Raw genomic sequence first — 21,228 nt, forward strand, 5'->3', positions numbered from 1 at the left:
CCTAATCACGTATACCGCATGCTTCTGCTACGACTTCAACTATATGTTTGACAGTTACTTGATTGCTTAACCCTTCTCTTTCTACTCCTAATTGCATTTGCATATGACAACCGGGATTTGAAGTGATAATCATATTAGGCTTTGCTTGTTGAACATATTCCATTTTATCATCCAAAATTTTCATAGATTCATCAAAATGTATAATATTATAAATACCAGCCGAACCACAGCATAATGATTGTCCTTCCATATCTACCATATCAAGGTCAGGTACCTTACCTAAGACGCTTTTTGGTGATTTAAATACTTTTTGTACATTTTCTAAATGACAAGATGGTTGATATACAGCTTTGTATGGCATTTTATAATTAAATTCTAATGATAAATCATCCATTATTTCTGAAATATCCCTTACTTTTTTAACAAATTTCACTGCTCTTTGATGCCAATAGCTGCCTTTTTTAAATAACTTGTCATATTCTTTAAGCGATGCACCACAGCCTCCAATCGTATTAACGATATAATCTATATCGGTATCGGCATATGCTGCTATATTCTTTTTAGCCAATTCGATAGTATCATTTGTTTCACCTGCATGATGTTGTAAAGCACCACAACAAGTTTGATTTGGTACTTCATGAACTTCTATATCATGTTGTTTCATAATTTTAATTGCTAAGTTATTGATTCTAGAGAAAAAGGCATCCATAATACACCCTTGGAAAAAGGCAACTTGTGTTTTTGTTTGTGTCTTAGTTTTATTTACTTTTTCATTATCATGGATTTTACGTGTTTTTTTCACATCGGGTAAAGCTAAATTTAACTTACCATACTTTGTTTCTTTTCCTAAAAGATGATTTTTGTTTATTAAGTTTTTAGCACCTAGCTTCTCATAGTAATATAATGCATAATTTATTTTTCGAATGACACCTTTTTTAGGTAAAATATGTTTGAACGTTACATTTCGAGCTAACTTTTCACTTAAGCCCATCTTTTTATCTTCTTTTATGACTTCAACTGCTGACATTAATATATCTCCGTATTGAACATTTGTTGGACATACTGTTTCACATGCTCGACAACCTAAGCATAGATCAATACCTTCACTCATATCTCCGATTGAGACCTTACCTTCAGCAGCCATTTTCACCAGATTAATACGTCCACGCGGAGAATGTTTCTCCTTTTCAAAAGCTATATAAGTTGGACATACTGGTAAGCAATATCCACATTGAACACAGTCAAACGTTGCTTGATAATCTAATTTGTCCACTAATGTATTATTCATTTCGCAACACTAACCTTTCTTCTCCCTTTTCAGGAAATATCTTTCCAGGGTTAAGAATATTCTTAGGGTCTAATGCTTTTTTAATCATTTGTTGATAACGTACCCCCGCTTCACCCATTTCTTTTTTGATAAACGCTTTTTTCATGACGCCAATACCATGTTCCCCCGAGAGCGTCCCACCTAATTCAATCGCATAATTAAAAATTTCTTCCACAGCATCTTCTGTCTTACGTACTTCATTTTCATCTCGCATATTTGTATTAATTGTCGGATGTAAATTACCATCACCTGCATGTCCAAATACAACGATATTTAAATCATATTTAGTTTTAATCTCATCGATTTTCTTAAACATTTCCGGAATTTTACTTAATGGTACTGTTGCATCTTCTGAAATTTTCGTATAACCACTTTCAACTACTGCAGGTGAGACAAGTTTTCTAACTTGCCATAATTTATCTTCTGCTTCTTTAGATTCAGCAATTTCAACATTTTCAACATCTATTTCTTTTAATGCTTTTTTGATAGTATCCAATTCATCACCTAAATTCTCTGGATTACCATCGACTTCAATTAATAATATAGCTGCTGCATCTCTAGGCAAATCTAATCCTGCATAGTCTTCAACTTTATTTAATGCATTATGATCTAAAATTTCCATTTTCGAAGGTCTGACACCTGATGTTAATATTTTGGATATAGACTTTCCTGCTGTGTATAAATCATCAAATATAACCATCGCTGTTTTTGTAGCTAAAGGCTTAGGTATTAAGCGTAACGTAGCTTCAGTAATAATACCTAGTGTACCTTCTGAACCTATTAACAATTTTGTTAAATCATATCCTGTGACATTTTTAATCGTTTGGCCACCAGTGCGTATAACTTCTCCATCTGGCATAACAACTTCTAATCCAATAACATAATCTTTTGTTACACCATATTTTATACCACGTGGACCTCCAGCATTCTCAGCTAAATTACCACCAATTGTGCATACCACTGAAGAAGAAGGATCTGGTGGATACATTAAATTATGCTTTTCTGCTAAAGCATGTATTTTTCCTGTAATCACACCAGGCCTTGTCTTTATGATTAAATCATCAGGATATATTTCAAATTCATCATTCCACTGAGAAAAATCAACTACTATACCACCTTTAACTGGCAAAGCTCCCCCTGACAAACTTGTGCTTGCACCTCTAGCATAAATAGGAATGATATATTCATCTGCTAATTTCACTACATTTTGGACATCTTCCGTAGATAACACTTGAACTACATAATCCGGCATATATTGACCGAACGATGCATCAAAACCATAAGAAACAAGATCTGAAACATCCATAAGTAATCTGTCCGCGAAAATTTCTCTTAATCTCTGTTCAATCTCCTTGCTTTTCACATTTATCACCTACACCTTTTATCTCCCAATTTTTTGCGCATTGTAACTAAATGTTCTTTCATAGCCTTTTTTGCATTGTATTCGTCTTGATTTTTTATAGCCTGATATATCATTTCATGTTCATGAATTACACTCTCTCTTTTTTCAAGCATACCTATATTTAACTTTAATGAATATGATAAAGCATTTACATGAATATCCTGTAAATTTTCAAATGTTTTGATTATATATTGATTCTTAGTACTTTGAACAATACATTTATGGAAATTATAATCAGGATCTATGCCTAAAGCATATTCATCTTGATGTGTTTCTATATATTCATGAAAAGCATCTTCTATTAATTGCATATCTTCTTCAGTTCTTCTAAGTGCACAAATACCTGCTGCTTCAACTTCTATAATTGTTCTCATTTCTAAAATATCAAGCAAATCTTTCTCTGAGAATCTACCATAAGCATGCTGCCTAAACGTATCAGAAACGTCATGATTAATAACAAAGCTACCTTTGCCTTGAAATGATTCAATATATCCGGCTGAAGCTAGTTTACTCAGTGCTTCTCTTATAGGATATCTACTCACTTCAAATTCTTTAGCTAATACTGACTCTGAAGGTAATTTATCACCAACTTTATATTTGTCATTTTTAATTCTTTCTACTAATTTATTAAAGATGACTTCTGATAAACGTTTTGAGCTAGCATTTTTCATTTATGTTACGCCTACTTTCCTGAATTTAATATAATGAACACTCATCAATAATATAACTCCAATAATCCCTACAATACTTGTTATAATTTCAGGGAATATTAACATTACTGCAAATACAATAAATAAAATTCTTTCTAATATATTCAACTTCGTAAATAAATAATTTCCCATACCAGTAACTAACGCATAAATACCTACTAATGAAATTAAAATTGTCACTATTAATTGGCCATAATTTAAACCGCCTGTAGTTGCATCATTTAGTAACAACTCTGGGTGATATACAAGTAAAAATGGAATTATAAATCCTGGTAACGCTAATCTTAATGCAGTCCAAGATGTTTTTACAGGATCTGCTTTTGCAATACCAGCTCCAGTATAAGCAGCAAGTGCTACAGGTGGTGTTACGTTTGACATCGCTCCAAAATAAAATACAAAGAAGTGTGCTGCTAGAGGTTCTACACCTGCTTGTACTAATGACGGAGCTACTGTAACAGCCACGACAATATAAAGAGCTGTTGAAGGTAAACCAAAACTCAAGACTATACAAGTTACCATTACCATAATTAATATAACTATTAAATGACCGCCTGCTATATCAATAACATTGTAAGCCAGCATAGAGCCAACACCAGTCATACCAACTGTTGCAATCACTATTCCTACAGAAGCACAAGCTAAAGCAACTTGAATAGAACCTTTGGCTCCGTCTATTAGAGCCTCTAAGAAACTTTTTGGCGTTACCCGATTTGTCTTATCTGTTGTACAGTAAGAAGCGATAATCGAAGAAATTATTCCGGCGAATCCTGCAAATATAGCTGTCTTACCGATTAACAGAGCTACAATAACTACAATAACAGGTAATAATAATGCGCCTCTTTCTTTTAATACTTTACGTACTAAAGGGATATTTTCTTTACTAACTCCTTTTAAACCTTTCTTTTTAGCTTCTGTATCAATTGCCCATATTAAAGCAATATAATAGAATACAGCAGGGATAATACCAGCTAATACAATCGTTGTATAAGGAACACCTAAAAATCCGGCCATTATAAATGCAGCTGCTCCCATAATTGGTGGCATAATCATACCTCCAGTTGAAGCTGCCGCTTCAACTCCACCAGCGAATCGAGGAGTAAGGCCTATATTTTTCATTAATGGAATTGTAAACGATCCAGTTGTTGCCACGTTGGCAACGGCACTACCGTTTAATGATCCAGTTAAGGCACTAGATATGACCGCAACTTGTGCAGGTCCTCCACGGCGTTGACCTGCAATAGCTAAAGCCAAATCATTAAATAACTTGCTTGCGCCACTAACACCCAAAAATGCTCCAAATAAGATGAATAACATAATATATGTAGCAGCAATGGATAAAGTACTACCAAATATACCTTCAGTTGTCATATAAAATCGATATAAAAGTCGATTTAAACTAAAGCCAGAATGTGCAAAATCAATAGGAAAATAATTACCATACAAAGCATAAATTATTGCAAATATACTTAATAAAGGAATAAAAATACCTATTGTTCTTCTTGTTATTTCGAATAATACGATAATAGCTATAACTGCAAAAATATAATCTGTTGTATTTGCATGTGATGCTCGGTCAACATGTAACGTATTATAATTTAGAATGATATGTCCAATTCCAAGTAACGCTAAAATTATAAATCCAATATCTATAATAGAAGGATGATGTTTATCAATACCTCTTTTATTCAACGGATATAATAAAAAACCTAATAACACTATCAATAATAAAAATATTGAATTTTGATGAAATGTTTGCAGATTTAAGAAACTTGAAGCTGCTAACACAAATAAAGATAAAATTATAGCCAAACCATTTAGAATGTATTTACTGCCACCTTTTAATTCTCTAACAGAATCTACGATTTCTTTTTCTGGTTTATTTTTCATCTTGATGACCCCCTTTGCTTTCTTTTTCTTTAACTTCTTCAGGGATTAATCGGTCATCAATTTTGAGACCTTTTTCTTTATAATAACGGTATGCACCTTCATGCAATGGAGTATTTAAACCATTTAGTGCAGTTTCCAACTTCATTTCTTTCGCAGAGTTATGTACATCAATCATAAAATCTCGATTTTCGTGCAACATTTTAGTTAAATTATAAACCATGTCTGCGTCCATTTCTTTAGTCGTAACTAAAATATTAGGTTGTGCAATTGTTTGAATATCCTTCTTTTGCTTAGGATATGTTCCTTTTTTAATTGTATAGCGATACCAAGTATCCACTTGACTGTTAATTTGTTTCATTTGCTTATCTGTCACTTCTAAAATAGTAGCATTTACCCCTGAAGCATACATATCAGTAATCGATGATACAGGTACACCTGCAGGTAACGAACCTCCATCAAGCCTGCCATCTCTCATAGAAGAAATCGTTTCTTCATATCCCAAATATTCAGGAGATATATCTTTTTTTGATTGGCCAATACCTTTCATCATCATTAAAGTTGATTGTTCAGTACCACTGGCTCTAGGACCTACTGAGAAAGAACTTCCTTTAATATCAGCAATTGTGCCAGTTTCCACTTCGCTATTTTTTAATACAAAATGTTCAACATTAGGCCAAATCATGCTCATTGAACGTAAGGAATCATACTTTTCTCCTTTATAAATTCCTGTTCCTTGAGATGCTTGAGTAGAAATCAAACCTTGTAAAATTGAAAAGTCAGCTTCATTCTTTTTCATTAAATCAATATTTTCTACAGAACCTGCAGAAGATTGACCATTAAATTTAGTATTTTGACTTCGATAATGCTTAGTCCATAACTGTCCCATGCCAACACCTATAGGATAATAGGTACCCCCTGTTGACGCTGTCGCAATGTTATATGTTTTCTTTTTCTCAAAATTACAACCTGCCAATATAACAACTAAACATACTAGTAAACTGATCAAGCGAAACTTCATACTATATCCCCCCTAATTATAAATAAAGCGCTTTCACTTGTATTACAAGTTTATATTTCGGAGTTACATTTTTCAACATATTTCTGAATATTTTTTCAATTAATTGTATAAATAGGTGGTGTTAACCCCATTATTATATGAGTTGAATTATAAATTTTTCTTTTTATTTTCTTTTAAATATTTGCATTAAACAACCATCTCAACGCTCTCGCTGCCTATTTGTACAACAATAGGAAAATAATTACAGTTAGGCATGTTTTTTGCTCAATTAGGGAAAATATGACAAATTTTCAATTTTTACGTTTATACTAAAGTTAATTCAAAAAGAAAAGGAGGTCCTTCAAATGGGTATCGCTGAAATCGTAGGTGGAATTGTAGATATTATTAAAACTATCATTAACAAATTCGCTTAATAACTAGCTTTTCTTTTAACATTATAAAAAAGAGGAAATCATCAGTTGGGTTGATGATTTCCTCTTTTTCTTTCTTATTTATTTTAACTTAAAATTAATTGAGTAAGCTCTGCTGACGTAATATTACCAAAGTAATATTTTAAGTTTATTTCATCTAACGCTTTAATAAGTTCTGCTTTGACTACTTTTGTGCCTATTAATGCTTCTTCTACTTCTGTAATATCTCCTTGTCCAAAGAAATCTCCGTAAATTCGACATTTGGCAATTCGATTTTGTTCTATGGATAATGTTATGTCGACTGTGCCACAATTGAATCGGTCACTGCGATTATATTCATATTTAGGTGAACGTCCGTAGTTCCAATCCCAGTTTTTATATTTTTTCGCTGCAAGTTCATCAATTGCATCCCAATCTTCTGCGCTTAATTCATATCGTTTCGCTTCTTTAATATCATCAATACCCATAATCTGTTCGACCATTAAATTTTTAAATTCGTCTATCGTAACATTTTGATATTTTTCATCTAAGTAATCACGAATATTGCCAACGCGAGCACGTACGGATTTTATACCTTTAGATTCAATTTTTTTACGATTTGGTTTAAGTACATTTACCATTGGCTCATAATCGACATCTAATAATAAAGAATAGCCGCCATATATACGATTGTTAATAAGCGTCATAGCTGCTCCTGATACTTTTTTATCATGAATTGCTAAATCATTACGACCGCTTTGAATCACTTCTGTAGCTCCTAAATTATGTAGGGCATCGATTGCTGGCTCGTAAAACCTCTGAAAATCTCCATAAATAGAAGTATCTTTTTCAAGAATACAGCACATATTTACAGCACCACGATCAACATATACTGCGCCTCCCCCTGTATCTCGGCGGACAACTTGTATATCATGTTCGTCTACATAATCTTGATTAATTTCTATAGCTGTATTTTGGAAACGGCCAATCTCGACTTTCGGGTCACAGTAATATGGAAACAAAATATCATCATCCAAGAAAATATTCTGACTTACATAAACTTGCATTGCTAAGGCTATTGCGCCGTCTGCAATATATTCTCCATTACGAATAGGTTCAATTAAATACATATCACCACTCCTAATTTTGTAAGATTTGTTGTGCATCTGTTATTAAAGTAGAAATGTCTTCTGTTAAATGTATCGTTCTATCTTCTATATTTTTAGGAATGCGATACGCTTTTTTGTTTAAAGTCATATAAACTGCATTTTCGTTATGACGTGTCATACGTTGGAAAGGATGTTTCACAAATTGAGGTGTTGTGTAACCAATGCCAATTTCTATATAAAGAACTTTGTCATCTTGATGTTTTTCTAAAAATGCATTATACCGATCTAACTGTGCATGAAAGTCAGCATCTTCTACCATACCTACTTGTGCTTTACGTTTATTTATTTCCATAGGTGCATCACATTTCGGACAATGTGGAATGAGGTCCCAAGGGATTTTCATATCTTCTTGTTGTTCTACCATTTGTCTAATTGCATCATCATCTCGATACGTTTGAGCATGACAGTGTTGACTACATTGCCATAAAATATATTTACCTTGGATGTGGAACACTTTACCCATATCATATTCAGCTATATCAAAAGCATTATCCGCATTAGTTGTTATAATATGGTGTTCTTTACCTTTAAGCATTTCTTTTAATGCAATATATGACTTACCTACAGGTTGATCTATATAATTTAATTTTACAAATCGACTTTCAAAAGCCCAATATTCTTGCCAGCTTTCAAAAGGATGTAAACTCGCTTGTAACATATCAAAAAATCCATACTTTTCGATAAAGTCTGGAAAGTTCTTTGTAAAACGATCGCCAATATACGTGAAGCCATCAGAAGCTGACATACCAGCACCAATACCAACTACGACCGCATCCGCTTCTTTAAAAGCTTGAGCAATTACTTCAGCTTGGGTATTGTCGGTTTGGTTCAATGTTAATGCATCCCATGTTTCTTTATTCATGTTGACTGAGTGCCTCCTTGTATAATTGGAAATTTTTATCTTTAAAAACATTAAAAATAACTTTTATAGGTGAATTTGTTTCGTTTAAATAATTTAACGTTGTTTCTATTGCAATTTTTGCCGCCTCTTCTTGTGGAAATCCAAATACACCAGTTGAAATACAGCAGAATGCTAAATGCTTCAATCCATTTTCATCAGCCAGTTTTAAACAACTTCGATATGATTTCGCAAGCAAGTCTTTATTCATTTGTGAGACAGGTTTTCTTTGAACTTGTGGTCCTACTGTATGAATCACATATTGGGACGGTAAATTATATGATGACGTAATTTTAGCTTTACCTACGCCTTCTTTTTTACCTTGTTTTTTAATAATTTCATCGCATGCTAAACGAAGCTGTACGCCAGCTTTTGTATGAATAATATTATCAATACAATTATGGTTAGCCTGCATACAACCTAAGAACTTACTATTAGCAGCATTCACAATACCATCTACTGCTAATGTAGTGATATCACCTTGCCATAAATAAATATTTTGGTTTAATTCTGGCTCCAAATCTTCAATATATGTTACATGCTTTTGGTTAATTTCTGATAAATAAGCATCTTGTACTTGGATAAAAGCATCGTCTATTGGTTTAGGGGGACGAACATTTTGGAGTCCGCGATACAGCTCCCACTTACTTCGTCCCTCATCAACAATAGGGTTGTCTCCATGTGCTTCATTCCATAAATAAGCTGTGAGATAAGCGAGTCTCTCATCTTGTGTTTGTTTCATTTATGCCTCAGGTAATGCGTTAAATGCAGTTTCGTCTACATTTTCTAATTTAACTAACCAATTTTCTTCAGGTTTTTCAGAGTTTAAAATTGTTGGCTCATCTTCAGCTTTTTTATTACGTTCCACGATTGTACCTGCTAATGGAGATTGTACATCTAACACTGTTTTAGATGCTTCAATACTTACAATTTCATCGTCTACATTTATGTCGTCTGGTCCCATAAATTCTACATAACCTACAGTTCCAATATCATCTTGTAACTCCGGTGTCATTCTAAAAACATATTGATTATTTACTTTCTCTACCCATAAGTAATTCGCTAATTTTTTCATTAAAAATCTTCCTTTCATTTATAAATATATTTCTGATAATAGCTCTAAAGTTCTACATCTCTGTTTAATTCCTGGATGTAATGGTACTAATAAGACTTCATTTGCTTGGAAATCTTCGACAAGTCGATCTACTTTAAGTTTAACTTGTTCTTTCGTCCCTACAATAACACGTGCACGATGTTGTTCAATCAAACGTTGATCTCGTTCACTTAATTTATATGATTTAGCAGTTTCAATAGATGGAAATCGACTGAATTCAGCAAACTGTTTTTTGCCTAGTAACCATACATCTAATGATTGTAACAAGTCTTCAGCTTCTTGTTCAGTATCTGTAACAATAACAAATGTTGTTATCATAACAGTGGGGCTCATATTTAATGATGTGCGATTAAAAGCTTTGCGATAAGTATCGACACTTTCTTTTGCACTATCAATTTGAGCTTGATTAGGTAATAAAAACGTACCTAACGTCAAGCCTATTCCTTGCTCAGCTGCAATCTGAGCTGATTCAGCACTTGTACAAAGTAGCCACATATCCGAATGATGAGATAAATGAGGTTGAGCAATTAATCCTTTATAGCGCTGACTTTCATCTTGATTCGTAATATAATGACATATATCTTTGATGCTTTGCTCATAATCTAGGAAGTCTGTTTTACCTTCATTCAAAGCACGTTTAACAATCGCAGTTCCTAAATTGCTACCAATGCCTAAATCCGTTCTATTTGGAAACAAACCTTCTAACAATCTAAAGTTCTCTGCTATTTTATACGGGCTATAATGTGGTAACATAACTCCACCAGAGCCTAATTTAATTCGCTTTGTTTCTGATAATAAATGCATCATCATTAATTCAGGACTACTGCAGGCAAACGCTGGCACATCGTGATGCTCTGTTAACCAAAATCTCTTAAAGTTAAGCTTGTCTGCTAACTTAGCCAGTTTCACAGTATCTTGCAAAGCTTCTTCAGCGCTTTTCCCTTCATCTATCACAGCGTAATCCAATACACTTAATTCAACCAAACCATCATCTCCAAGATTACTTACATCACTGCTAAAATCATGTTCGACTATATTATGCATGATGATGTATGAAATATCACATTTATTGCTTAATCCCTTTTTGTCCAATATATATTATAACTTTTTTATCAGTATTTTGTTAACCATTTATGCAATCATTAAATTTCCAGCATATAAATATTCATTTAGCTATTTGTTTATTGATTATTAAATTTTTCAATGTTAATTTGAAAGTAATGAAAAGCGCGAAAGAGGATGTTATAACATGAATAAATACTCACCTTTATTAGAATCACTTCAATTGCCTAATGGCGTTGTATTATCAAACCGTTTTGTACTTTCACCGATGACAACAAATTCATCTACTAAAGAAGGTCATATTACAGAAGAAGATTTAAATTACGCCAAAAGACGTGCAGATTCAGCACCTTTGCAAGTAACTGGCGCAGCATACATAGAACCTTACGGACAATTATTTGAATATGGATTTAATATTTCTGACGATGCTTGTATACCGGGGTTAACTAAAGTTGCTAAAGCAATGAAAGGTTCGGGCAATAAAGCTATTTTACAACTTGCACACGCAGGTCGTTTTTCTAATCATGCTATTTTAAAATATGGACAAGTTTATGGCCCAAGCCCAATGTCATTAAATTCACCTATTAAACATGAAGTACTAGAAATGTCAGTTTCTAAAATAAATGAAGTAATACAACAATATGCTGACGCAACTTCGCGTGCTATTCAAGCAGGATTTGATGGTGTCGAAATATCTATAGCACAACGTTTACTTATACAGACATTCTTTTCTACATTCTCAAATGAACGAACAGATCAATATGGAAGAAACACATTAGAAAACAGAGCAAGATTCGGATTGGAAGTCATGGAAGCTGTCCAAAAAGTAATCGATAAAGAAGCACCTGATGATTTTATTTTCGGTTATAGAGCGACTCCTGAAGAAACACGAGGAGATAAACTTGGTTATACAATCGATGAATTTAACCAACATTTAGACTGGGTATTAGAAGTTGCAAACATTCATTATTTAGCTATCGCTAGTTGGGGGCGTCATATTTACCAAAATACAACGCGCACACCTGGTAAATATTTTGGCAAAAGAGTAAATCAAGTCGTATATGAACATTTAAATGGAAGAATACCACTTATCGTTAGTGGAGGTATCAATTCTCCAGAAACAGCTTTAGATGCACTCCAAAATGCAGATATGGTCGGAATGTCTTCACCTTTCGTTACAGAACCTGATTTTGTTCATAAATTAAAAGAAGGCAGACTCGAAGAAATTAATTTAAATGTAACATCAGAAGAACTTGTATCATTAGCAATTCCAAAAGCAGCTTTTAAAGACATCGTACGCATGATGGATTATGGGGAAGGTCTAGAAAAGAAAGCACGAGACGAATTACGAAAATTAGAAAAGAATTATGATGACTAAATTTCCTTAACAAAAGCTCCTAACCCGTTAAATAAAGTTTAACGAATTAGGAGCTTTTTTGAAAAATAGAGTTTCTTGCCCTCTTATATTCCCCATTTTATTAATGAACTTGAATATGTCAAACCACCGCCAAAGCCAAATAACAGTATTGTTTCGCCTTTTTTAATATCTCCTCTGTCTACTGCATCATCTATAGCAAGTGGTATCGTAGCTGAAGATGTATTGCCGTAATAAACTAGACTATGTAGCGTTTGTTCAAATGGATATTCACTTCTCTTACAGATGTTCTGTATCATTTTCAAGTTTGCACTGTGTGGTACAAACCAATCTACATCTTTCAATTCTACATTTGCTTTTTCAGCTACTTTTTCTATTTCTCTTGGTACCATTTTAATTGCCCATTTATACACTTCTTTACCATTTTGATTTACAAAACCGATTTGTTCTAAATCTTTTCCGAACATCGTTTTACTTACATCTGTACAGTATAAACTTTCAGCTAATTTTCCTTCTGAGCCACTTGTGGAGGTGATAAAACTTGATTCTTCATCATTTTCTATTAAAAATGCACCCGCGCCATCACCAAATAAAACACACGTATTACGGTCAGAATAATCAGTGATTTTAGATAAAACTTCACCTGCAACGACAATAATTTTATTGTACATACCTGATGATATATATGCATTTGCCATATTAATACCATATACAAATCCTGCGCACGCTGCATTAACATCTATTGCAGCAGCATTTTCAAGACCTAGTCTACCTTGTACATATGAAGCTACACTTGGCGTTCTATAGTCCGGTGTTAAAGTTGAGACAATTATTAAATCCACATCGCTAATGTCTTTATTATATTTCTTTTCTAAATTTTTAATAGCTTCATAACATAAATCAGATGTAAATTCGTCATCTGCTGCTATACGTCGTTCTTTAATACCTGTACGTGAAATAATCCAATCGTCACTTGTTTCAACTAGTTGTTCCATATCTTCGTTTGTTAATACTTTTGATGGCTTATATGAGCCAACAGCTGTAATTTTTGCATGAGTCATCTTTTCCCCACCTCATCTTGATAGAATTCTTATTTTCTTTTTAAAATAATACTTTTGTTATTCATTAAATGATGTGAACTACTTTTTTTTATTATCGTACTATAAACAACTATACTCCTAGATTTTAAATTAATAAATGGTCATATTATATATTTTTTGTGTATAAAGTATGTTATTTGGTTTTTTCTTTTGCTCTGAATATGATTAAATCAGGATAATACGGGAATTAATAAATGGTCATATAAGTTTAAGGAGGTCACCTTATGAAGGCTATAACAGTTGGATTGATTCCTTCTCCAGATATGCCAAATAAATTAATTGATAAAGTAATCAATCAACTAGAGGAAACTTTCAAATCTAATATAGATTCAAACGTGGATTGGCACTTTGAACAGGAAGTAGCTCCTATGATTGGCACATCTGAGCATATGGATGAAACACTCGATTTAATAAAAGATAAAAAAGATCAAAACAATTGGGATTATGTTATTTGTGTCACTGATTTACCGAGTATTTCTGGTAAAAAAGCAGTCGTATGTGATATAAAAACAGACACACATTCAGCATTTCTTTCTTTACCAGCTCTTGGTGTAATTAATTTAAAGAAGAAATTGAAAAGCTTTCTAGCTTTTGTGCTTAATTACATGTATCGCAAAGAAGACGATGTTGATTTATTAAAAAATAAAGGATTTAAATTTGCCAAAATATCTAAAGTAACACCTAATGAGGACAATTCAACCCAAACTGTACGAATTATAATAGAATCTGCTGCTATAGGTTGGATTCATATTATTGCTGGGATGACTTATGCTAATGAACCATGGTCAGCAATAGGTGATTTCAAAAAGATTATATCTGTTTCATTTGCGACAGGTACGTATGTGTCTATTTTTTCAACGCCTTGGGATTTAAGTATTTCATATGATTATTGGCGTTTTATTTTATTAACGCTTTTATCTTTAATAGGGATGACTGCATGGTTAATTTATTCTTATAAGCTTTGGGAGCATCCTTCTACAAAAACACAAAGGATTTATCGAAATGCTTATAATTTAACAACATTTATGACGGTAGGCTCGATTACTATATTTCACTACCTTTTACTTTTTGTGTTACTCGGAATAAGTGCGTTACTTTTCGTGCCACCTGAGTTATTTACATCATGGACTTCTTTAAATAGCATACACCCAACTTTCATAGACTATGTTAATTTAATTTGGTTCATTACTTCACTAGGCTTTTTAGCAGGAGCTTTAGGTTCAACAGTTGAGAATGCTGAAAAAATTCGTCGCGTAACGTATTCTTACAGACAATACTATCGTTACGAATACATTTCTCAAAGTCAAAGTGAAGATGATAAAGAAAATGAAGAACAATATGAAGGTGAAAAACAATCGCATAGAAAGGAGGAGAAATAAGATGACTAAAAATAAAATAGTCGTAGGTATAGTTGCAGCCCCTGGCCTCCCTGAAAATTTAGCTTATCAACTTGAAAATGAACTACCTGAAACTTTATCTAAATATATAAATTCAGATGTTGAATGGAAAATTAGTTTAACAATCGATCCTTTAACGGGTTCAGCAGAATCTGTTGAACGAATCTATGAAAAAACAAATGACTACAATCATTCTAATGAATGGGCTTATACGATATGTATAACCGATTTACCAGTCTTTCAAGAAAAATATGTTGTAGCTGTCGATATTAATAAAGACACTGGTACAAGTCTTATTTCTCTCCCTTCATACGGTTGGAGACCAATGAAAAAAAGAGCGAAACATACTATCGTTGGCATTATTAAAGAAGTAAATGAGTACAAACATAAAAATAAAAATAAAGAATCAGAAACAAGCCATGAATTGATGAATAGCCAATTTCCTTTATCATCTCTTAAACGTACATCACACTATATAGAAAATACTAAATCAGAACACGTTCAATATTTAGTATCCAATAAAACATTTGGGGCATTTAGATTAATAAGTGGTATGACTTTTGCGAACAACCCGCTCAATATGATGTCTAGTTTAAGTAGTGTTGTGGCAATAGCTTTTACAACTGGAGCATTCGGTATCGTTTTTACAACAATGTGGAATTTAAGTTATGTTTATACAGAGTGGCGATTATTTTGTATGACGATTGTTGCAGTTTTAGGTATGATGATTTGGACAATTGTAGCACATCGTTTGTGGGAGCCTATTAAACAAAGTGAAGATCGTCGCATTACGAGATTGTATAATTTTACAACGGTTTCTACTTTAGCAATTTCATTGATTATTTATTATGTGACATTATTGATTTTATTCTTAGTAGCCGCCCTTGTGATTTTACCGCCTGATTATCTCGGTCAAACATTGAAGATGGGCAGATCAGCAGACTTCATAACTTTCTTTAACCTTGCATGGTTCGCAGCATCAATTTCTACTGTTGCCGGAGCAATTGGCGCAGGCTTAAATAATGAAGAATTAATACTCGAAAGTACTTATGGCTATAGACAAAAAATGCGTTACAAACGCATCAAAGAATTACGAGAAGAAAAAGAACAACAAGAAGCTGAAGTCGAAGAAGAAGACAAAGCAGAGCAACAAGAAAAAAAACAAGACAATAAAGATCAAACAGTCTATAACACGGATAAAAATCAAGAGAAATAAGACTACCCGTATCAGTACGGTCAGACAACCCTTAGACTCCCTCCATGTAAATTCGTCTATAAATATTAAAATTGTCTCACGTGAAACAGAAATATTAAAAAAGCCTTAGCTTAAAACCTAATTACATTAGTAGGTTTATAGCTAAGGCTTTTTATGAATTTGATAAATGAATTAATTTATCAGCGTTATCTGTGAAGATACCATCTATTCCCCAATTTGCGAGTTGATTCGCACGGGATGCTTTATTAACAGTCCAAACGTTAATTTCATATCCTGCTTCTTTAATCACACTTATTTTAGATTGCGTTAACTGAGATGAATCTTGAACATTAACAGTTTTAGAATGACAATAATCTAAAATTGTTCTCCAGTCTTCTCTGAAAGATGTTGTCCAGAATAAACAAGCTCGTTTATATTCCGGCATTATTTCATGCGATAACTTGATTAATACAAAATTAAAACTTGAAATAAGAACTTCAAGATTAGAGTTTAACTGAGCTAACTTTTCCTTAACTTGTTTAACCATACTATTGGAAAGTGCAGTTCCATTTGGTCCAGTTACACCTTTTAATTCTACATTCAAATTCATATTATATTCATTTGCTATTTCAATCACATCGTCAAATGTTGGCAAAACTTCATCTTTGAATTTCGAACTATACCAAGATCCGGCAGATGCAGATTTAATGTCACTATAATTATATTGAGTTATTTCCCCGGTCATATTTGTCGTACGATCTAAATAATCATCATGAATAATAATTAATTGTTCATCTTTCGTAATGGCTACATCAAGTTCCAACCATTTTACATCCTCAATTTCGGATGCTGCTTTGAAAGATGCAATCGTATTTTCTGGAGCTTTACTAGGCAGCCCTCTATGTCCATAAACGGTAAGCATATCTTCACTCCTTAACTATATTGAAGGTTCTATTAATCTACTACCCTCTTTTTTTGTATTTTAGATATAAAGAACGTCCAACACAAGAAATATGAGTCTCTTGTAAAGGTCATTCTATTAGTTTATTAGCGGTTTAAAGCAAGTTATGTATTTTAACAACATCTTAATATTAATTTAACATCCCATTGCTATAATTCGAAGTAATCATACATAGGAGGTTCTTAAAAGATGAAAAGTGGAAATTTGTTAAAGTTTGTCACAGCAAGTACAGCAAGTGTTATGTTACTCTTACCTGGTTCACAATATGCAGATGCAAGTGGAGCGGGAAAAGCACCTGAGCAAAACAGTTCCCAAGCCCAAAGTAATCAATCTATCAAGATTATGCAAGAAAAACCTCAAGTAGCGCCCGTGCCTACAAATAACAACCCAAATCGTATAATCGCTAATTTTAATGGTGATACAAGAACACAAATGGGTTTTAGTTGGTACACGACAAATAAGTTTAATGATGCAAAAGTATGGATATCAGAAACGGGAGATTTTAGTGACGCGCAAGTAGTTAATTCAAAGCCTAAAAAAGTAAATTCTAAATATGTCGAACGAGATAAAAACGGGAATTTCATTTTTGCTGATGTAGAGAAAGACGATGAAGGCGAAATTATTAAAGATAGTAATGGTAAAGAAAAAATTAATGGCTATTATACTGATGAGAATGCTAGCGGTGCGGAATGGACTAGCGGTGATAAACACGGTAAGTCTGAATTAACTACCGTTCCAGAGTATACATATAAAGCTAAAGCTCAAAATTTAAAGCCGAATACAAAATACTATTATAAAGTTGGTAGTGCGAGTGGTCCACAAAGTGAAGTTGGTCAATTCAAAACATCTGGTAACAGTGGTGATGAATTTAAATTCGTACAGTATACTGATACACAAAATGCTTACTGGAATGAACATGTAAGAAACGAAGCTCAATTCGGTGCTGATACAATTCAACAAGCAATTCAAACAGCAGGAGATCCAAATTTTGCATTACACACAGGTGATTTTGTTGAAACTGCTGAAGTTGAAGATGAATGGGTAGATTTATACGAGCGCTCAAGACCTTCATTTTTATCTGTTCCAGTCGCTTCTGCTCCAGGAAACCACGATGAATATGCTTTAAGTGAAGACGATGACAAATTATTAGGTCAATTTAACAAACACATGAACGTGCCAAAAGAAAATAATGCAGTAAATGGTGGTTCTTATTACTCATTTGATTACAACGGTGCACACATGGTTGTAGCAAATACAAATGACAACAAAAAATCTAAAGATAATCCTGATGAAAAAGCAATCGGCAAAGAACAAATGGATTGGATTAAAAAAGATATTAAGCAAGCAAAACAAAACGGTGCAAAATGGATTATTTTAAACCTGCATAAACCGATGTATTCAAAATCTTATCATGCACTATCCGATGAAGATGTTAATAAAATTAGAAATGAACTGACAAAAGAGATTGATGAATTAGATGTGGATTTAGTGTTACAAGGTCACGATCATGTTTTATCACGAACTAAACCATTGGAGCATACTTCTACTAAAAATAGCTTTGTAAACGCAAAACCTGAAGATGCACCACAAGTTTTAGGAAAAGACCATGTAGAATATTATGATAATCCAAATGGTTCAGTCTATGTGTTGCCAAACACAGGTGGTACAAAAGCTTATGATGCTATTTATGATCGTTCATTAGAACACATCAAAAAAGTACGTCCTGAATTAGGAGATTTAACACAACAACAATTAGATCATTACAACAGCTTGTTCGCACTTGGCAATCAACCACATAAATCTAAAGCTTTTGATACTAGTCATGAAAATAATCGCGATTCATCCGAGCAAAACTTCTCAGTTTACGAAGTATCAGGAAACAAACTTAAAGTGAAAATTTATCAACTATACGGAGATATTAGCAAAGGAGAACAACGTGAAGTAAAATTAGTCGACGAATTTGGTATTTTGAAAAATAAGCAAAATAAATAGTTATGAATGAATTGGGAGTGGGACAGAAATCTTATTTTGATAAAAAGATTTCGTAGTCCCACCCCCTTATACATAAAGGAGTTTATTTATGAAAGCAATATTCAAATACATTTTTCTTACAATTAGCATCGTCGTTTTTACCGTCGGTTGTAGTAGCCAAAGCCAATCTCAACAACACGTTAAATCAGCACATACAACTCAAGCCCAAAAAACAGATATTAATTCATCAGATAAGAAAAAAATTAAAAAATCTATCATGAAATCATTAGATAAATATGCTCAAGAACAATCTTTAGCAATCTCTAATCGTTATTTGAGCTTCGGTGATTATGCTACTGGTGATGCATATACACTTACAGATGATGGTGAAATTCAAGTTAGTGATAAAGGCAAACCAGGCAAAAAAGCATTTGATATACACAATGTTGTTGGGGCTGTCTCATATCATTCAAGTAATGGCACAACTGGGTTTGATAAAGCAGCAGAAAATTTATCTAATATTGAAGGCTATCAAAATGTAGCAAATATGAATAAGCCTATTACAAAATATTTGTTTGCTGATAATGGTAAAGTTTATGCACACACATTTAATTCAGAAGATGACATTACTCTTTCAACAGGGTTCGCAGCAAAAGATCATAATGACAAAGATCCAAACTTAAAACCTAACTTCATTTTCAAAGAAGTAAAAAATGAGACCTTAACAGAAGGTTGGAAAAAAATTCTAAATAATAAATGATATTAAAAGGAATTTTTACACTTTATCACTCATATAAAAAGCTTATCTTTTGGTCGTAACCAATAAGATAAGCTTTTTACTGTTTTATTCAATTGTTTTTGTTTCTGATAGCTTCTTATACCAATATGCGCTTTTCTTTGGATATCTTTCTTGTGTATCAAAGTCTACGTAGAATAATCCATATCTTTTTTCATAACCGTTTGACCAAGAGAACACATCCATTAATGACCAGATAAAATACCCTTTAACATTTGCACCATCTGCTATAGCGTCTGATATTACTTCTAAATGTTTCTTAACATAATCAATACGAGCATCATCATAAACTGTATTATCTTCAAATTTATCTTTATACCCTAGACCATTTTCAGTAATATAAATTTTCTTATAGTTTGGGTAATCTGCTTTCACTCTCATAATTTGATCATAAAGTCCTTTAGGGTATATCATCCAATCCCAATCCGTGCGTGGTACATCTACATCAAACTCACGTTGCCCTATACCTTTAAGTTGATATTTAGATCCACCTTTATTGCCTTTCGAATTATGTGTAATTTCAGATTCACCGTCAAATGCTTTCATCCAATCACTCATATAATAATTGATGCCTAAGAAGTCATTTAAGTCTTTTGAATCATTTAATATTTTTAAATCTTCATCGCGAATATCAAGTTCTCCTCCATTGACTTCAAGAATGTGCTGAACACCTTGCATTGTTTTGTCTGAGTACTCGCCCAAGTATGTTGCATCTAAAATAAATTTATTATGGATAATATCTTCAAGTTCCGCTGCTCTCACATCTTCAGGGTTACTTGGATCATATGGATATTTAGTAGGAAGAGCATGAACAATACCAATTTCTCCTTTATACCCTTTTTCTTTAAATATTTTAATTGCTCTTGCGTGCGCTATCATCATATTGTGATGAGATTGAAATACTTTTTCGAAATCATATTTAATACCTGGAGGGAATTTACCTACTAAGTATTGACCATCTCCTATAGGTCCAATTTCATTAAATGTAGTCCAATAATTCACTTCTTCAAATTCATTAAAGCAAAAATCTGCATATTCAACGAAATAATCAATATTTTGACGGTTTAAAAAGTCTCCGTCAGAATGTAACGTTTCAGGTGTATCAAAGTGATGAAGCGTTACAAACGGTTCTACATTTCTTTTTTGACATTCTTTAAATAAATTATGATAATATTCAACACCTTTAGAATTCACTTCACCGTATCCATCTGGAAAAATTCTTGACCATGCTATCGAAATTCTAATTCCATTAACTCCAAATTTTTCACTAAGCTCTAAATCTACTGGATAACGATTATAAAAATCACTTGCTGGCTCTGCCGTATACCAATAATTCTCTTCTAAATAAGTGTCCCAAGCTACTCTTCCTTTTCCATCTGTTTGAGTTGCTCCTTCAGCTTGATATGCTGCAGTTGCGCCACCAAAAATAAAATCCTCAGGTAATTTTTTCATATATA

At 33.0% G+C, this 21,228-nt stretch carries 18 protein-coding genes; 5 read left to right on the forward strand and 13 right to left on the reverse strand.

The features are described 5' to 3' along the window. Position 1 precedes the first annotated feature (1 nt). From CD135_RS05515 to CD135_RS05560, 10 genes are all read right to left on the reverse strand, one after another. Positions 2 to 1,288, reverse strand: a complete 1,287-nt coding sequence (locus tag CD135_RS05515; RefSeq protein WP_016998962.1) for a (Fe-S)-binding protein — start codon at positions 1,286 to 1,288, stop codon at positions 2 to 4. Continuing rightward, positions 1,281 to 2,633 (reverse strand): FAD-binding oxidoreductase, encoded by a 1,353-nt coding sequence (locus CD135_RS05520; RefSeq protein ID WP_256933693.1) that lies wholly within the window; start codon positions 2,631 to 2,633, stop codon positions 1,281 to 1,283. Before CD135_RS05520 ends, CD135_RS05515 begins: the two co-directional genes overlap by 8 nt. Positions 2,634 to 2,695: 62 nt before the next feature. After that, positions 2,696 to 3,400, reverse strand: coding sequence for a FadR/GntR family transcriptional regulator (locus CD135_RS05525; RefSeq protein ID WP_064204399.1), 705 nt, complete (start codon positions 3,398 to 3,400; stop codon positions 2,696 to 2,698). Further along, positions 3,401 to 5,326 (reverse strand): TRAP transporter permease, encoded by a 1,926-nt coding sequence (locus CD135_RS05530; RefSeq protein WP_103268970.1) that lies wholly within the window; start codon positions 5,324 to 5,326, stop codon positions 3,401 to 3,403. It lies immediately after the preceding gene. Beyond that, complete coding sequence (locus CD135_RS05535) at positions 5,316 to 6,344, reverse strand: TAXI family TRAP transporter solute-binding subunit (protein ID WP_064204397.1); 1,029 nt, start codon at positions 6,342 to 6,344, stop codon at positions 5,316 to 5,318. The genes CD135_RS05530 and CD135_RS05535 overlap by 11 nt, the downstream gene beginning before the upstream one ends. A gap of 496 nt (positions 6,345 to 6,840) precedes the next feature. After that, a complete protein-coding gene (locus tag CD135_RS05540) occupies positions 6,841 to 7,863 on the reverse strand; it encodes a lipoate--protein ligase (RefSeq protein WP_103268971.1) in 1,023 nt (340 codons plus the stop codon). Between the two features lie 10 nt (positions 7,864 to 7,873). Further along, on the reverse strand, positions 7,874 to 8,764 hold the full coding sequence (locus tag CD135_RS05545; protein WP_103268972.1) for an SIR2 family NAD-dependent protein deacylase: 891 nt from the start codon (positions 8,762 to 8,764) through the stop codon (positions 7,874 to 7,876). Continuing rightward, positions 8,757 to 9,542: a protein-ADP-ribose hydrolase gene (locus CD135_RS05550; RefSeq protein WP_103268973.1), complete on the reverse strand. Its 786-nt coding sequence runs from the start codon at positions 9,540 to 9,542 to the stop codon at positions 8,757 to 8,759. Before CD135_RS05550 ends, CD135_RS05545 begins: the two co-directional genes overlap by 8 nt. Next, the gene (locus tag CD135_RS05555; protein WP_103268974.1) at positions 9,543 to 9,875 is read right to left on the reverse strand and encodes a glycine cleavage system H family protein; all 333 of its coding nucleotides are present in this window, start codon (positions 9,873 to 9,875) and stop codon (positions 9,543 to 9,545) included. A gap of 18 nt (positions 9,876 to 9,893) precedes the next feature. Further along, positions 9,894 to 10,898: an LLM class flavin-dependent oxidoreductase gene (locus CD135_RS05560; RefSeq protein ID WP_167543681.1), complete on the reverse strand. Its 1,005-nt coding sequence runs from the start codon at positions 10,896 to 10,898 to the stop codon at positions 9,894 to 9,896. A gap of 265 nt (positions 10,899 to 11,163) precedes the next feature. Here CD135_RS05560 and CD135_RS05565 point away from each other — a divergent pair, with 265 nt between their 5' ends. Then, positions 11,164 to 12,354, forward strand: coding sequence for an NADH-dependent flavin oxidoreductase (locus tag CD135_RS05565; protein ID WP_016998954.1), 1,191 nt, complete (start codon positions 11,164 to 11,166; stop codon positions 12,352 to 12,354). Between the two features lie 83 nt (positions 12,355 to 12,437). Here the strand turns inward: CD135_RS05565 and CD135_RS05570 are convergent, their stop codons facing one another. After that, positions 12,438 to 13,412, reverse strand: coding sequence for a ketoacyl-ACP synthase III (locus CD135_RS05570; protein WP_016998953.1), 975 nt, complete (start codon positions 13,410 to 13,412; stop codon positions 12,438 to 12,440). 263 nt (positions 13,413 to 13,675) lie between these two features. Between CD135_RS05570 and CD135_RS05575 the strand changes: the two genes are divergently transcribed. Continuing rightward, a complete protein-coding gene (locus tag CD135_RS05575) occupies positions 13,676 to 14,830 on the forward strand; it encodes a hypothetical protein (RefSeq protein ID WP_103268976.1) in 1,155 nt (384 codons plus the stop codon). Position 14,831: 1 nt separating this feature from the next. Next, a complete protein-coding gene (locus tag CD135_RS05580) occupies positions 14,832 to 16,064 on the forward strand; it encodes an MFS transporter (RefSeq protein ID WP_103268977.1) in 1,233 nt (410 codons plus the stop codon). 151 nt (positions 16,065 to 16,215) lie between these two features. Here the strand turns inward: CD135_RS05580 and CD135_RS05585 are convergent, their stop codons facing one another. Then, positions 16,216 to 16,965, reverse strand: coding sequence for a glycerophosphoryl diester phosphodiesterase (locus tag CD135_RS05585; RefSeq protein ID WP_064204384.1), 750 nt, complete (start codon positions 16,963 to 16,965; stop codon positions 16,216 to 16,218). A 279-nt stretch (positions 16,966 to 17,244) separates the two neighbouring features. Here CD135_RS05585 and CD135_RS05590 point away from each other — a divergent pair, with 279 nt between their 5' ends. Next, positions 17,245 to 18,996, forward strand: coding sequence for a purple acid phosphatase family protein (locus CD135_RS05590; protein WP_228064687.1), 1,752 nt, complete (start codon positions 17,245 to 17,247; stop codon positions 18,994 to 18,996). An 88-nt stretch (positions 18,997 to 19,084) separates the two neighbouring features. Further along, a complete protein-coding gene (locus CD135_RS05595; RefSeq protein ID WP_103268979.1) occupies positions 19,085 to 19,735 on the forward strand; it encodes a hypothetical protein in 651 nt (216 codons plus the stop codon). A gap of 84 nt (positions 19,736 to 19,819) precedes the next feature. Here the strand turns inward: CD135_RS05595 and lacG are convergent, their stop codons facing one another. Beyond that, positions 19,820 to 21,223 (reverse strand): 6-phospho-beta-galactosidase, encoded by a 1,404-nt coding sequence (lacG, locus tag CD135_RS05600; RefSeq protein WP_064204381.1) that lies wholly within the window; start codon positions 21,221 to 21,223, stop codon positions 19,820 to 19,822. Positions 21,224 to 21,228: the final 5 nt, after the last annotated feature.

The organism is Mammaliicoccus lentus, from assembly GCF_002902755.1.
Taxonomy (GTDB): domain Bacteria; phylum Bacillota; class Bacilli; order Staphylococcales; family Staphylococcaceae; genus Mammaliicoccus; species Mammaliicoccus lentus.

What these genes read in the sequence shown, in the direction of transcription:
- CD135_RS05565 (WP_016998954.1), top strand. Translation starts at nt 11,164, where the DNA reads ATGAATAAATACTCACCTTTATTAGAATCACTTCAATTGCCTAATGGC.
- CD135_RS05570 (WP_016998953.1), bottom strand. Translation starts at nt 13,412, where the DNA reads ATGACTCATGCAAAAATTACAGCTGTTGGCTCATATAAGCCATCAAAA.
- CD135_RS05540 (WP_103268971.1), bottom strand. Translation starts at nt 7,863, where the DNA reads ATGTATTTAATTGAACCTATTCGTAATGGAGAATATATTGCAGACGGC.
- CD135_RS05585 (WP_064204384.1), bottom strand. Translation starts at nt 16,965, where the DNA reads ATGCTTACCGTTTATGGACATAGAGGGCTGCCTAGTAAAGCTCCAGAA.
- CD135_RS05515 (WP_016998962.1), bottom strand. Translation starts at nt 1,288, where the DNA reads ATGAATAATACATTAGTGGACAAATTAGATTATCAAGCAACGTTTGAC.
- CD135_RS05575 (WP_103268976.1), top strand. Translation starts at nt 13,676, where the DNA reads ATGAAGGCTATAACAGTTGGATTGATTCCTTCTCCAGATATGCCAAAT.
- CD135_RS05520 (WP_256933693.1), bottom strand. Translation starts at nt 2,633, where the DNA reads ATGGATGTTTCAGATCTTGTTTCTTATGGTTTTGATGCATCGTTCGGT.
- CD135_RS05580 (WP_103268977.1), top strand. Translation starts at nt 14,832, where the DNA reads ATGACTAAAAATAAAATAGTCGTAGGTATAGTTGCAGCCCCTGGCCTC.
- CD135_RS05535 (WP_064204397.1), bottom strand. Translation starts at nt 6,344, where the DNA reads ATGAAGTTTCGCTTGATCAGTTTACTAGTATGTTTAGTTGTTATATTG.
- CD135_RS05590 (WP_228064687.1), top strand. Translation starts at nt 17,245, where the DNA reads ATGTTACTCTTACCTGGTTCACAATATGCAGATGCAAGTGGAGCGGGA.
- lacG (WP_064204381.1), bottom strand. Translation starts at nt 21,223, where the DNA reads ATGAAAAAATTACCTGAGGATTTTATTTTTGGTGGCGCAACTGCAGCA.
- CD135_RS05550 (WP_103268973.1), bottom strand. Translation starts at nt 9,542, where the DNA reads ATGAAACAAACACAAGATGAGAGACTCGCTTATCTCACAGCTTATTTA.
- CD135_RS05595 (WP_103268979.1), top strand. Translation starts at nt 19,085, where the DNA reads ATGAAAGCAATATTCAAATACATTTTTCTTACAATTAGCATCGTCGTT.
- CD135_RS05555 (WP_103268974.1), bottom strand. Translation starts at nt 9,875, where the DNA reads ATGAAAAAATTAGCGAATTACTTATGGGTAGAGAAAGTAAATAATCAA.
- CD135_RS05545 (WP_103268972.1), bottom strand. Translation starts at nt 8,764, where the DNA reads ATGAATAAAGAAACATGGGATGCATTAACATTGAACCAAACCGACAAT.
- CD135_RS05530 (WP_103268970.1), bottom strand. Translation starts at nt 5,326, where the DNA reads ATGAAAAATAAACCAGAAAAAGAAATCGTAGATTCTGTTAGAGAATTA.
- CD135_RS05525 (WP_064204399.1), bottom strand. Translation starts at nt 3,400, where the DNA reads ATGAAAAATGCTAGCTCAAAACGTTTATCAGAAGTCATCTTTAATAAA.